We start from the raw sequence: 12,774 nt of genomic DNA, 5'->3' as shown, positions 1-12,774 counted from the left end.
TTTAGTTAGTTTTAATCTACAATGAATGGATAGTTCTGGTCCATGTATACATCCTTCAGTACCTCGTCATCTGAAGGGAACGGACTTTCTTCGGCGAATACCACAGAAGCCGCCACTACTTCATCGCAACGCGTATCGATCTCTTTTACCTGTGCTTCGGTAGCCACTTTGCCATCCAGGATATTTTTCCGCAGCAGGTTGATCGGATCCTTGGATTTGTATTCGTCTACTTCATCCTTGGTGCGGTATTTTTGCGGATCACTGATAGAGTGTCCTTTATAACGGTAAGTTTTAATTTCCAGTAAGGTAGGTCCGCCTTTTTCCCGTGCCCGCTTAACGGCTTTAGCCACGGCATCGTGAACGGTTTCGGGATTCATTCCGTCTACCACTTCAGATGGCATTTCATAAGCCGATCCCAGCTTGTAAATATCGTGAATATTAGAAGTACGTTCCACAGAAGTACCCATCGCATAATTGTTATTTTCACAAATATAAATTACGGGTAACTTCCATAACATGGCCAGATTAAAGGACTCGTGTAAAATTCCCTGACGGGCAGCACCATCTCCAAAGAAGCAAAGTACCACGTTGTCTGTGCCCTTATAATTTTCAGCAAATGCCAGTCCGGTACCAGTGCCGATCTGCGCTCCTACGATACCATGCCCGCCATAAAAATGCTGTTCTTTACCAAAAAAGTGCATACTGCCGCCCTTACCTTTGGCACAACCGGTGGCCTTGCCATATAATTCAGCCATACAGCTGTCCAGCGAAACGCCTTTGGCGATGGCCAGTCCGTGATCACGATAGGCCGTGATAAAAATATCTTCCGGTTTAGTGGCAGTCATACAACCCGCAGCAATGGCCTCCTGCCCTACATAGGCATGGAAAAAACCACGGATCTTTCCTTCCATTTTATATTTCTCCTCTGCTGTAAGCTCAAACGTGCGAATCAGCTGCATCAATTCATACCAGTACAGGTAGGTTTCTTTTGAAAATTTTGTTGCCACGGCTAAAAATTTGAGTAGCAAAAGTAAGGGAAAATTTCTGATTTCTATCCCCTTATGATACCACTTGGTATCATTTTATCTACTTTTTTTAAACCGGTAGAAACCTGCGTTTTGTTTCGGCCTGAAGTGCAGCAGGCACCGGCCTTTTCCCCGTTGGCCAATGAAGCGCTGAAGTTGTTTTTCAGCCGTTTCGCGCCACTTCATGGGTCATTTTTCAACCGCCTGGCGCCATTTTGAAGTTCCCTGCGATTTTGTACACCCGCTTTTTGAAAATTATACCGCCAATAGAATGACAATTAGTAATTTAGCCAGCAGAGACCAGCATCATGTCGTTCCAGCTCAATTCCATATCATTGCTCCAGTTTAAAAACTACACCAACCGGAGTTTTCTTTTTCCAAAAAAGGTGGTGGCTATTTGTGGAAAAAACGGTGTTGGTAAAACCAATATCCTGGATGCGATCCATTACCTCTGTTTTACCAAAAGTTATTTCAGCAATACCGATGCGGTTAACGTGCAGCAGGCTGCCCGCGGATTTCGGATCGATGGTGCCTTTGAACTAAATGGTCAAGCAGAAACTGCGGCCTGCATTCTACGGGAAACGGGTAAAAAGGAATTTTCGGTAAATGGTGAGCTCTACGATAAATTTTCAAAGCATATCGGCCGGTACCCCTGTGTGATCATTGCACCCGATGACGCCGTGCTCATTACCGGAGGCAGTGAAGAGCGCCGGGGCTTTATGGATGCCTTGCTTTCCCAGCTGGATCCGGAATACCTGCGGCAGCTGATCCTTTACAACAAACTGCTGCAGCAGCGTAACAGTTTTTTGAAAGCCGCCGCCGAAAGCGGATCACTGGACGAATCGCTGCTTTCCGTTCTGGACGAACAACTGATACCGGCGGGTAATTTCATCTTTAATAAAAGACGCGACGCTATGGTTGCGTTCCTGCCCCGTGTAAAACGGATGTATACAGAAATTGCGCAACGGGAGGAACACCTCTCCCTCCTTTACGAAAGCCGGCTGCTGGAAGCCGGTTTTGATGAACTGTTAAAAGCCGCACGACAAAAAGACCTGGTGCTGCAACGTACTACCCTGGGCATTCACCGGGATGATATCACCCTGCAGCTGGGAAATCAGTCCTTTAAAAATATTGCCTCACAGGGCCAGCGGAAAAGCCTGCTTTTTGCGCTGAAGCTTACCGAACTGGAGGTATTGGCTGCAGAAAAAAAATTTACACCGCTCCTGCTGCTGGACGATGTTTTTGAAAAACTGGATGAGGACCGCATCAGCAGCCTGCTGGCCCAGGTATGCACAGAAAAGGATGGCCAGGTATTTATTACCGATACGAATAAAGAACGGGTACTGCAACATATGCAGGCCATTGGTGTGGATGTACACCTGGTAGAACTTTAGTTGGTGCACATTTCATTTCGCATTAATTTTAAAGCATTATCAGTTTTCCATCAACCCGTTTTTGTATGAACCAATCTACGCCGGCGCGTTTTCTTGCCCTTGATGTTTTCCGGGGCCTTACCATCTGTTTTATGATTATTGTGAACACCGGTGGGCCCAACCCTTTCCAGGAATTGCGGCATGCACAGTGGAACGGATTTACATTAACCGATCTTGTATTCCCTTCTTTTCTATTTGCGGTGGGCAATGCCATCAGTTTTTCAACATCAAAATGGGAGCAGCAAGCCCGCCAAACGGTGATTATTAAAATACTTAAACGAACGCTGCTGCTATTTTTGATCGGTTACCTGATGTACTGGCTACCGTTTGTAAAAATAGATCCGCAAAATCATATTACGCCTTTTCCTATTAGCCAAACCCGCATTTTTGGTGTACTGCAACGTATTGCCCTATGCTATGGGATCGGCGCACTGATCATTTATTTTTCCTCCCGTAAAACGATCCTTTTTATGGCGGCCGGCCTGTTGCTGGGCTACTGGCTGTTGTCTGCATTTTTTGGCGACTATACCCTCAACGGGGCTGCAACTACCAGGCTGGATATTCTTACACTAACCCCATCCCACCTGTATAAAAAAGGACCGGAAAACGCATTTGATCCCGAGGGTTTGCTTAGTACCCTGCCGGCCATTGTAAATGTGTTGATCGGTTATCTTGCCGGTGCCCATATTAAAAAGAATCCGCGGAGTTATGAAATGCTGGCATTGCTGGCCATTGCCGGATTCCTGCTTTTATCAGCGGGATATCTGTGGAACCTTGTTTTCCCCATTAATAAAAAACTCTGGACCAGCAGTTTTGTATGCGTTACAACCGGCCTTGATTGCCTGATCCTGACCGTCATACTGTATTTCATCGATTTCAAAGGCAAACGCCTGGGCGTTCATTTCTTTGAGGTCTTTGGTAAAAATGCGCTGTTTATTTACTTGTTTAGTGAAGTGATCCCCATCCTGCTGTCCAGCTATTATACGGCAGACCGGCAGTCGCTTTTTAAAGCGCTTTATACTGCTACCTGGGGGCAGCTTGGAACCGGTCCTGTTCCCTCGCTGTTATGGTCTGTAAGTTTTATGCTTTGTTGCTGGCTGGCGGGATATGTTCTGTATAAAAGAAAAATATTTATCCGGCTATAAAACGGTATATACTTTCGACCCGTATTGTTATAAAATTTAACCACAATGAACCAAAGGTTTTTTCGCAAAGTCTGTAAAGCGTTTTCGGCTATGATTCATCCAATTCTAATAGCGTTTCCTGCACTTAGCGGTAAAATTTTAACTGCTGAAAAAGTAAAAACCCCACTACATCCGTAAAGCATCTTCCGGAATGACCTAACCGAGCCGTATTTGTATCCTTCCTTTAATAAGTTACCTTTGCAGAAACAGTTGAACCGTGGCACAATATTCTTTAGGAGAAGCGCTGAATGAATTTTTGAATAAAAGCCGTATCAAAGGCGATATACAAGCCCTGCGCATCGACGGGGTTTGGGAAGAGATCATGGGCAAAACGGTAGCCCGGTATACCGATAAACTACAGATCATTGGCGATAAATTAATCATTTCCACAACGGTTGCTCCGCTTAAAAACGAATTGATCTACCAGCGCGAAAAGATCATACAACGGGTAAACGAGGCCCTTGGACAACGGGTGATCAAAGAGATCATTGTTAAATAAGGCCGCAAGAACCAAATCCCAAATTTCAACTATTAAATAGCCAATTGCAAATCCTAAAGATCGGGGGTGGATGGCGTTTGCCAGCTTTGAAAGGCGCCTACCTCATATTCAATCACCCCGGTTTGGGCATTATAAGATGATTTGGACAACAGGGGCAGCCGCATGGGTATTTTTGATTGTTCGGGGTGATGCGTACGATTATGATAGGTTTGCACCTTCAGCGGATGAATCGGCTTTCCGTTCAATTTTATGTTGCCGATACTCAAACGCACCACCGGCAGATCTTTATAGTTGGTGATCTTTCCACCGATAGCGGGCCTGGATGACCCAAAATTGATGACCGTTCCGTATTGCTCCAGGAAAATGCCTTCCCAGCGGCCAAACCGCAGCTTTTTCCCGGGAAAAGCAAGCGCACCGATAACGAATGTGTCCTGCCGGTCCAGATCTTCTACTTCCATCGTTACCCAACTATGTTCATACTCGCCCCAGGAGAAAAAGAGCGCTTTTGATACAAACGAATCGGGCACCGGTTTTCCGGGCACATAACCCGACTTATACAACGTAAGGCGGTAATTTCCTTTGTCCCATTTCACCTTATTGCGTACGCTGATAAAATCGCCTTCGGCATCGCTGCTGGCATAGTAGCCGTCTGTTTTTAATGCATTTTTATTCCGTTCCATCCACCGCGAGAAAATGCCCCCCCGCCCAATGCCCTGACTGCTGCCACCATCTACCGGCTTCCCGTCGGATGCCGTCTGTATTCCCCCGTAAAACTGCATACCGTTAAGTGTTCCGTTGAATGGAGAAATATAAAAACGGTAATCATCCGGTATAGGGGTACTGATATGCACCTCCATGGAAAAACGTTCAAAGAATACGGCAGGTGTATCCAATGTAATGGTCGTATTGATAAAATGCAACGGTGCTAATATGATGCTATCCGGGTAACTGCGATCCGTGGTCATTTTTTTCTTTAGCTCCTTATGTATATCAGAATCCTCATACTTTTTCCGGAGCGCGGCTTTCGAAGTATCTTCCTGCGCTGCAACCACTCCGCAAAGCAGGATCATCACAAGCAATAATAAACCGTTTTGTTTCATGTTAGATTTTAAATAGCATCATTAATCCATTCATCTTTTCATCCTCAGATCCTGACCCTTGGATCAAATACCCCGTACAACACATCTGCAACGATGTTCATGATCACAAAGAAGGCTGCCGAAATCAGTACGGAGCCCATTACCACCGGGTAATCCAGCTTTTCCAGCGCATCCACGGTTACTTTTCCAATTCCCTGCCAGCCAAAAATGTACTCCACAAAAAAAGCACCGGCCAATAACTCCGCAAACCAGCCTGTAACCGCTGTAATGACCGGGTTCAATGCATTTTTCAATCCGTGCTTCCATATTACCGTTCGCTTATGCAATCCTTTGGCATACGCGGTACGGATATAATCCTGGTCCAGCACATCCAGCATTGCACTTCTGGTGAGCTGGGTAATGATGGCCAGCGGGCGTATTCCCAGTGTGATAGCAGGAAGGATCAGGTTCTTTAGAGTAAGTACCCGCTGCCCTGTTACCGGGTCAATATCAAACCAGTTGCCTGTAATATGTAACCCGGTATATTTTGTAAATACAAACCCAAAAACATAGGCAATAATGATCCCCATAAAAAAGGACGGGGCCGAAATACCTACAATGCTTGAAAAAATAGCCCCGGTATCCAGCCAGGAGTTCTGCCGGACAGCCGCTACTACTCCCAAAGGAATTCCAATAACAACCGCCAGCGCCATTGCAGCCAGCGTCAGCATGAGTGTTCCGGGAAGGGCTTCCATAAGCACCCCCGTTACGGCTCTTTTTGTTTGATAAGACCGGCGCAGGTAGGGTACTTTTAACGCCAGCTTTGTTTCACCGCCAACAAAGAAACCTTTTAATTTCTTTGAAGCGATCTCCTCCCGGCTATGTATTGCCAGTGGTGATACGTCATTTACATATAACAGGAATTGTTTCCATTTGGGCTGATCGAGGTACAGCTCCCTGCGGATATTCTCCTGCGTTTTCTGATCACCGCTCTGTCCCATTACCAACCGCGAAGGATCACCAAAACCCTGGAATAGAAAAAACACCAGCAGCACTACCCCGGCCATCACCAGTATGCCATATATCGCTTTTCTGAAAATGTATCCTAACATAAAAGGGAACTGCCTACTTGATGAGTGGTTGTTGTGATTGCCAAAATATTAATGCGCTGTCTTTATTGTTTCCAGTTCTTTTAAGGCTTCCCCAAAATTCTTATAGCTCCATTTTCCGGCAACCGTTCCCTTTTTCAACAGGTATAAAGTGGGATTGGTCCTTGCCGCCATGCGGATCATTACCCGGTCGCCTGCCAATACCTCCAGGTCTTTAAACGAAGTGCCGGCAATGGCTTGTTTTACCGGTATAGCCGTACTGCTGATTATATATACCGGTATTCCCAGCTCACGGGCCTTTTGATAAATGGGCTCAAACCTGCCCTTCCAGTCATTTACCGGATGCGACAGATCTTCATTAAATAATAGCAGGATATTACCTGCATCCAGGAGTTGTTGAGTAACATTATTTCCAGCGGCATCTACAAAATCAAAACCACGGATTTCCGGAATATTGTTGGAACCGGCTTTGATCAGTTTATCATAACGGTTAATAAACTTATAGGTACTGTCGTTAAAATCGGCCGGGAATTGTTCCGCGTTGAATTCGATCTTTTTACCGTCTTTTTCATATACAAACATGATCTCCGTACTGTCAGGAACAGCATTAGCGGGTATTTTCAGTTTGCCGGGAATGAAGCTTCCTTTCTTAAAGGGCAGGCAATCCAGCACTGGTAGGTACTTCAGTGTATACCACTGCCCTGCAAAGGAAAACACGGTAACCAGGATCATTAATAAAGCGGTTGTCTTTCCCGAAAAAACAGGACGGATATACCGGAGATTTACAAAAAGGAAAAGGATCAGCACCAGCAATACCAGGTCCTTGATAAACGAGGTTTTTGAAGTAATGGGTATACAGTCACCAAAGCAACCGCAATTGCTAAACTTGCCAGACAGGTATGCATAGCCGGTCAGGAATGTAAAAAATACAATCAGCAGCAGCAATAACCAGGCGATCCATTTCTTTTTCCATCCAAGCAGTAATGCTGCTCCTGCAATGATCTCAAAAGCGATCATGAGAACCGATAAGGTAAGGGTGATGCCATTTAACGAGCTCATTTTCCAGAGCTCAAAAAACTCCTGCATTTTATAACTCAACCCGATCGGATCATTGGCTTTAATAAGGCCCGAAAAAATGAACAGAACCCCTACAATGACCCGGGCAATTGCTACCAGTATCTTCATGCCGTTTCCTGTTTGTTGCTGTTTGCTTCATCCTGCAAGATCAATGCAAAAACAGCATAGTTAATAATATCATTATAGTTTGCATCAATTCCCTCACTGATCAGGGTTTTATGATCATTATCGAGGATCTGCCGGATGCGCTGCAATTTCATCAGGATCAGATCTACGAAACTTTCCTGGCTCATACTCCGCCAGGCCTCGCCATAGTCGTGATTTTTATCCTGCATCAGCTTTTTGGCTGCGCCGGTATATTGTTCATAATATGCCCGTACAGTTTCTTCCGCCAGATCTGCCGGAGCATCTTTTGGCAGTTCCAGTTGTATCAACCCAATCACCCCATAATTGATAATGCCCTTAAATTCACCGGCAATATCATCGGCTACTTTTTGTTGTTTCAGGTCCTGTATGGTACGGATACGCTGGGCTTTGATATAGATCTGGTCTACAATAGAAATAGTCCGGAGCACCCTCCAGGCCGTTCCGTAGTCCTTATTTTTCTTTAAAAACACATTCCTACATTCGCTGATCACCTTTTCGTATTGTGTATTTGTTTTATTCATAACCGTATTTCCTCAAACTTTAAATCGTCCGGCAGTGCCGGCTTCAAACCAAAAACAAGATCTTATCTTTACGCTCAAAAATAACAAACAAATCGGGATGTTTACGCTTAATTGCCGGGGAAAGTTGCTTTCGCTTCAAAAGCCAGTTGTAATGGGCATTTTAAATATGACCCGGGATTCTTTTTATGCACCCAGCCGGCACCAGGAAAGCAACTCCTTATTAGATACAGCAGAAAAAATGCTGAATGCCGGTGCCACCATCCTCGATATCGGCGGCCAAAGCACGCGGCCCGGCAGCAGTACCCTGTCGGCACAGGAAGAGGCTCAGGCTGTGATACCGGCAGTAATGGCGCTGCACAAGGCATTTCCCGAGGCCATTCTTTCTATCGACACCTTTTACAGTACTGTAGCCATAGAAGCCGTTGCCGCCGGTGCGGCCATTGTAAACGATATCAGTGCCGGAAGCATCGACCCCGACATGTTTCGGGCAATTGCAGCACTTAAAGTGCCTTATGTGCTGATGCATATGCAGGGGCGCCCTCATACAATGCAGCAGCAGCCCCATTATGATGATGTGACACAGGAAGTGCTCGACTTTTTTATAGAGAAGCTGGCACTGTTAAGAAGCGTGGGTGTAAAGGATATCGTTATTGATCCGGGATTTGGTTTTGGGAAGACCAGCGTACACAACTTTACACTTTTAAAAAACCTGCAACAGTTTTCCATACTGAACTGCCCCCTATTATTAGGCGTAAGCCGTAAAGGAACCATTTACAGGGCATTGGGTACAACGGCCGAAGACGCACTGAACGGCACAACCGTTCTGAATACGATCGGCCTGATGAACGGCGCCAACATTCTCCGGGTACACGATGTTCGGGAAGCGATGGAAGCCATTATTTTGCTGCAGCACTATCATTAGTAGTTGCCTTCCTTTGACGCATTACTGTTGCAGACATGCTGCACTTCTTCCTGTGCATCCTTTTTGCTGTCTAAATATTCGATTCCAGAACAGCCGTTAACTGGCCAGCCGGCAGTACACCACTCTGCCGCCACACGATCTGTCCTTTCTTAAATAGTATGAGAGTTGGTACACTTTGTACATGATAAAAGGATGCCGCCTGCGGACTTTGGTCAATGTCTACCTTTATAATGGTTACATTTTCACCAACCTTCAACTTCACCTCTTCCAATACCGGCTTCATCATTTTACAGGGGCCACACCAGGTAGCGGTAAAATCTACCAATACCGGTTTTTCGCCATTAATCAGTGTTTGAAATGTAGCTGCCATCTCTTTGTTTTTACAAAAGTATCAACAATCGCACCATTTCAAATAAAAAAGGCCACCCTTTTGAGGGTAGCCTTTAACAATCATTCGGTTAAATACGCTTATTTTTTGCCACCGGCCTTTGCAGTATCAACCTTCGGAGCTTCCTGCGGTACAGGCATAACGGGCTGCTGCTGTTGCTGCGGAGCATCTCCAACATGTGTGATCTCTACTTCAAAGTACAGCGCATCATATGCTTTGAAAGGAGCGCCCTGAGGTGCACCCTGTGTATACGCTAAAAATCCGGGGATATAGATCACCCCTTTTCCGCCTTCTTTAAACTGTTTCAGGCCATCTTCAAAACCAGGGATCGTTCCGCCGGAACCTACCTGTGCGGTCATGGTATTGGCATCGAATTGCTTGTCGCCATTTACAGTTTTACCCGCATATTTCAGGGTTACAAATTTACCATCAGCTACCTGTGCACCAGTACCGGGGTTATCTATTTTTACAAAAGTTCCCAGTGCCGATTTTACAGCAGTGATGTTTTTCTTTTTCAGATATTCTTCCATATCCTTGATCTGCTTATCTTTTCCACCAGCTTTTTCAAATGCATCTACTACTGCTTTTTGTTTGGCTTCTTCTCTTTTCTGATATGCCTCGCCTTCTTTCTGACGGTCTGCCATTGCCAGGCTGTCTTTCTTAAATACTTCCAGCACTTTAAAAGTAAAGGTTATTTTGTCGCCTTTTTTCAGGAACGGAGGCATTTGTGCTTCCTGAATTTGTTTTTTACTGATCAGAGAATCTACAAAAAGAATAGCGATCATGCTGTCGCCTTTTCTTAACTTGGGCAGCACTTCCAGTGGGCTGTAGTTCGCTTGTTCGGGCATCAGCTGCTGAACGGGCATATATTCCGGCATGGTATTATAGGAATCATACATCACTGTATCCTTTGCGCCGGAAATTTTTTGAATTACCTGAAACTTCAGCACATCGCCGGTTTTTGTAGAGTCCTTACTTCCGCCTTCAATGATTTTATATTTCAGACCGCTGGCCGTCGTTTTAAAATCTGCATTTTTACAGGCCGTAAAAGCAACTGCGGTAAACAGGCACAGGCCGATTGTTTGTAATTGTTTCATTTTTGTTTTTGTGTTATTTTTTATTCAGATATTACGTTGCTCCATACAACGAAAACGACATTTGTAAACAAGCTTGATCTCAGCAACTGTTTAAACCGTTTTCATCGATTATTACTTTTTCTTTTCTTTTGCGGCCGGAAGTTTTTCCACGGGCAATTGAGTTGCCGGCATAGCCTTTGGCTGAGGCATAGTATCACTTACTTCTGTAATTTCTACCTCAAAATACAATGGCTCAAATTCTTTAAACGGCGATCCGGGGGGTGGTGTTTTACCATAAGCAAGAAATCCCGGGATATATATCACTCCTTTTCCGCCTTGTTTAAACTGCCGCAACCCATCTTCAAATCCACGTATAGATCCGTTTACCCCAATTTGGGTGGTAAAAGAGTTCGGACCTTCAAATGTACTGTCGTTCAACACTTTTTTGCCCGTGTACTTTACAGAAACAAATTTCTTATCAGCAACAGGCGCACCGGTACCAGGATTTTCTATTTTTACAAAAGCCCCTAATGGCGTTTTTACCGCACTAATGTTTTTGCCTTTCAGATAATTCTCCACTTCTGCTGTCTGCTTTGCCTTTTCACCGGATTTCTCCAGAGCCAGCTCCTCGTTTTTTTGCATTTTTTCAATCTCCGCCTGATAGTCTTTACGTGCCAGGCTATCGTTGTTAAATACATCCAGCACTTTATAAGTATAAATAATCTGGTCGCCTTTTTTGAAATAAGGAGGCATCTGTGCCTCCGGCAACATGCCCTTCTTTATGGCAGAATCGATGTATACGATAGCCACCAGGCTATCGCCTTTTTTCAAAAATTTGAATACCTCAGCAGGATCGTAAATAGGTTGGTTGGGCGGATAAGGACGTGCCCCGGTAAAAAAAGGAAGTTTCCCATAGGTATCCGCCAATACTGTATCCTTATGGCCGCTAACTTTCACGGTCATATTCATCTTTAATACAGAGGCATCTGTTAATGTGTCTTTGCCCTCACTCCCAAAGATCTTATATTTTAGTCCGCTGGAAGTAGTTTTAAACTCCGTATTCTTGCAGGCAGTAAAAGCCACTGCCGTAAGAAGGAACAGACCAATTATTTGTAGTTGTTTCATGTTTCTATTATATTATTTTTACTATGCTTTTTTGCCTGGCATAAAAGAAAACTGTTACGCCAAACTGGCTGTCTCATTCAACAATAAAGACAGCCAGTTTGGATCGTTTTTTTAAAAATTACTTTTTTCCCTTTTCAGCGGGCGTTTGTTTTTCTGTTGGAGCCGGCGATGGCAGCGGTGGCATTTGAGGAGCAGGCAAGCTGTCGCTTATTCCGGTAATTTCAACCTGGAAGAACAAGGGCTCATATTCTTCAAAAGGTGCACCCTGGGGCGGCATTTTGCCATAAGCCAGGTAACCGGGTATATAAACAGTTCCTTTTCCACCTTGCTTGAATTGTTTCAATCCATCTTCAAGTCCCCGGATGATACCGCCAATACCCAGTTTGGTGGTAAATGAGCTGGGGCCTTCAAATGTGCTGTCATTCAGGATCTTTTTCCCGGTATATTTAACCGTTATATATTTACCATCCACCACCTGGGCTCCCGTTCCGGGATTGTCTATTTTAACAAATTCACCCAATGAAGTTTTGCTGGCGTTAATTCCTTTTTTCTTTAGATAATCCTCCACCAATGCTATTTGCTTGGCTTTCGCTCCGGATTGTTCCAATGCGGATTCTTCTGCTTTCCATTCCGCATCCCGCTCCTGCTTCATTTTCAGCAGCTTTTCTTCTTGTTCCTTTTGCTGACGTGGAGCGTTTTTGATCATTTCCTTCTGATAATCGGCCCGTGCAATACTATCTGACTTGAAGAGCTCCAAAACCTTATATGTATAGGTAATCTTATCGCCTTTTTTCAAATACGGAGGCAATTGTCCTTCAGGAAGCATACCTTTTTGAATCGCAGAATCCACATAAATCTGCACAATTAAGCTGTCACCCTTTTTAAGCTTGGGAAACAACTCCGATGGATCATATACGGCCTGCCCCTGCGGAAGTATATGAACCGCCGAATAGAAAGGCATCTTTCCATAAGTATCTGCCAGAAGAGAGTCTTTATGTCCACTAAGCCGCACCACCATATTTAACTTCAGTACGTTTCCCTCTGCAGCACTGTCCTTACCATCTCCGCTAACTATTGCATACTTAAGCCCGCTGGGCGAGGTCTTAAACTCTGTATTTTTACAAGCCGCAAAGGTAATCGCTGTAAAAAAAAACAGCCCTATGCTTCTGAATCGTTTCATTGTTGCTTT

13 protein-coding genes are annotated in these 12,774 nt (G+C 44.7%); 4 read left to right on the top strand and 9 right to left on the bottom strand.

Going from position 1 to position 12,774, the window contains the following annotated elements; all coding sequences use genetic code 11:
- Positions 1–11: 11 nt before the first annotated feature.
- Positions 12–1,007 (bottom strand): pyruvate dehydrogenase (acetyl-transferring) E1 component subunit alpha, encoded by a 996-nt coding sequence (gene pdhA, locus Q1V85_RS10740; protein ID WP_300599740.1) that lies wholly within the window; start codon positions 1,005–1,007, stop codon positions 12–14.
- A 326-nt stretch (positions 1,008–1,333) separates the two neighbouring features.
- Between pdhA and recF the strand changes: the two genes are divergently transcribed.
- From recF to Q1V85_RS10725, 3 genes are all read left to right on the top strand, one after another.
- Complete coding sequence (gene recF / locus Q1V85_RS10735) at positions 1,334–2,419, top strand: DNA replication/repair protein RecF (RefSeq protein ID WP_300599738.1); 1,086 nt, start codon at positions 1,334–1,336, stop codon at positions 2,417–2,419.
- Positions 2,420–2,484: 65 nt separating this feature from the next.
- On the top strand, positions 2,485–3,603 hold the full coding sequence (locus tag Q1V85_RS10730; RefSeq protein ID WP_300599737.1) for a heparan-alpha-glucosaminide N-acetyltransferase domain-containing protein: 1,119 nt from the start codon (positions 2,485–2,487) through the stop codon (positions 3,601–3,603).
- A gap of 256 nt (positions 3,604–3,859) precedes the next feature.
- Positions 3,860–4,141, top strand: coding sequence for a DUF721 domain-containing protein (locus tag Q1V85_RS10725; RefSeq protein WP_300599735.1), 282 nt, complete (start codon positions 3,860–3,862; stop codon positions 4,139–4,141).
- 53 nt (positions 4,142–4,194) lie between these two features.
- On the opposite strand, the gene Q1V85_RS10720 is transcribed toward Q1V85_RS10725, so the two are convergent.
- Genes Q1V85_RS10720 through Q1V85_RS10705 form a run of 4 tightly spaced genes read right to left on the bottom strand, consistent with a single transcriptional unit; the run spans position 4,195 to position 8,074 of the window.
- Positions 4,195–5,241: a hypothetical protein gene (locus Q1V85_RS10720; RefSeq protein ID WP_300599733.1), complete on the bottom strand. Its 1,047-nt coding sequence runs from the start codon at positions 5,239–5,241 to the stop codon at positions 4,195–4,197.
- Between the two features lie 44 nt (positions 5,242–5,285).
- Positions 5,286–6,332 (bottom strand): ABC transporter permease, encoded by a 1,047-nt coding sequence (locus tag Q1V85_RS10715; protein ID WP_300599731.1) that lies wholly within the window; start codon positions 6,330–6,332, stop codon positions 5,286–5,288.
- A gap of 48 nt (positions 6,333–6,380) precedes the next feature.
- Positions 6,381–7,514 carry a BT_3928 family protein gene (locus Q1V85_RS10710; RefSeq protein ID WP_300599730.1) on the bottom strand — a complete coding sequence of 378 codons (1,134 nt, stop codon included), beginning with the start codon at positions 7,512–7,514 and terminating at the stop codon, positions 6,381–6,383.
- Positions 7,511–8,074: a DUF1599 domain-containing protein gene (locus tag Q1V85_RS10705; protein ID WP_300599728.1), complete on the bottom strand. Its 564-nt coding sequence runs from the start codon at positions 8,072–8,074 to the stop codon at positions 7,511–7,513. The genes Q1V85_RS10710 and Q1V85_RS10705 overlap by 4 nt, the downstream gene beginning before the upstream one ends.
- A gap of 151 nt (positions 8,075–8,225) precedes the next feature.
- Here Q1V85_RS10705 and folP point away from each other — a divergent pair, with 151 nt between their 5' ends.
- Positions 8,226–8,996, top strand: a complete 771-nt coding sequence (gene folP / locus Q1V85_RS10700; RefSeq protein WP_300599726.1) for a dihydropteroate synthase — start codon at positions 8,226–8,228, stop codon at positions 8,994–8,996.
- Between the two features lie 70 nt (positions 8,997–9,066).
- On the opposite strand, the gene trxA is transcribed toward folP, so the two are convergent.
- The 4 genes from trxA to Q1V85_RS10680 form a co-directional block, all read right to left on the bottom strand.
- On the bottom strand, positions 9,067–9,366 hold the full coding sequence (trxA, locus tag Q1V85_RS10695; RefSeq protein ID WP_300599724.1) for a thioredoxin: 300 nt from the start codon (positions 9,364–9,366) through the stop codon (positions 9,067–9,069).
- 98 nt (positions 9,367–9,464) lie between these two features.
- The gene (locus Q1V85_RS10690) at positions 9,465–10,481 is read right to left on the bottom strand and encodes an FKBP-type peptidyl-prolyl cis-trans isomerase (RefSeq protein ID WP_300599722.1); all 1,017 of its coding nucleotides are present in this window, start codon (positions 10,479–10,481) and stop codon (positions 9,465–9,467) included.
- Between the two features lie 111 nt (positions 10,482–10,592).
- Positions 10,593–11,585, bottom strand: coding sequence for an FKBP-type peptidyl-prolyl cis-trans isomerase (locus tag Q1V85_RS10685; protein ID WP_300599720.1), 993 nt, complete (start codon positions 11,583–11,585; stop codon positions 10,593–10,595).
- A 118-nt stretch (positions 11,586–11,703) separates the two neighbouring features.
- A complete protein-coding gene (locus tag Q1V85_RS10680; protein WP_300599719.1) occupies positions 11,704–12,765 on the bottom strand; it encodes an FKBP-type peptidyl-prolyl cis-trans isomerase in 1,062 nt (353 codons plus the stop codon).
- Between the last annotated feature and the right edge of the window lie 9 nt (positions 12,766–12,774).

Origin of the sequence: Niabella sp. (genome assembly GCF_030150205.1) — a bacterium.
Lineage (GTDB): Bacteria > Bacteroidota > Bacteroidia > Chitinophagales > Chitinophagaceae > Niabella.
Note: the sequence above shows the minus strand (reverse complement) of the source record. Positions and strands in the feature narration are given on the sequence as shown.

Excerpts from the sequence above, each read along its gene's own strand:
- Q1V85_RS10715 (WP_300599731.1), bottom strand. The coding sequence starts at position 6,332 with ATGTTAGGATACATTTTCAGAAAAGCGATATATGGCATACTGGTGATG.
- Q1V85_RS10720 (WP_300599733.1), bottom strand. The coding sequence starts at position 5,241 with ATGAAACAAAACGGTTTATTATTGCTTGTGATGATCCTGCTTTGCGGA.
- Q1V85_RS10730 (WP_300599737.1), top strand. The coding sequence starts at position 2,485 with ATGAACCAATCTACGCCGGCGCGTTTTCTTGCCCTTGATGTTTTCCGG.
- Q1V85_RS10690 (WP_300599722.1), bottom strand. The coding sequence starts at position 10,481 with ATGAAACAATTACAAACAATCGGCCTGTGCCTGTTTACCGCAGTTGCT.
- Q1V85_RS10680 (WP_300599719.1), bottom strand. The coding sequence starts at position 12,765 with ATGAAACGATTCAGAAGCATAGGGCTGTTTTTTTTTACAGCGATTACC.
- folP (WP_300599726.1), top strand. The coding sequence starts at position 8,226 with ATGGGCATTTTAAATATGACCCGGGATTCTTTTTATGCACCCAGCCGG.
- Q1V85_RS10710 (WP_300599730.1), bottom strand. The coding sequence starts at position 7,514 with ATGAAGATACTGGTAGCAATTGCCCGGGTCATTGTAGGGGTTCTGTTC.
- Q1V85_RS10685 (WP_300599720.1), bottom strand. The coding sequence starts at position 11,585 with ATGAAACAACTACAAATAATTGGTCTGTTCCTTCTTACGGCAGTGGCT.
- recF (WP_300599738.1), top strand. The coding sequence starts at position 1,334 with ATGTCGTTCCAGCTCAATTCCATATCATTGCTCCAGTTTAAAAACTAC.
- trxA (WP_300599724.1), bottom strand. The coding sequence starts at position 9,366 with ATGGCAGCTACATTTCAAACACTGATTAATGGCGAAAAACCGGTATTG.
- Q1V85_RS10705 (WP_300599728.1), bottom strand. The coding sequence starts at position 8,074 with ATGAATAAAACAAATACACAATACGAAAAGGTGATCAGCGAATGTAGG.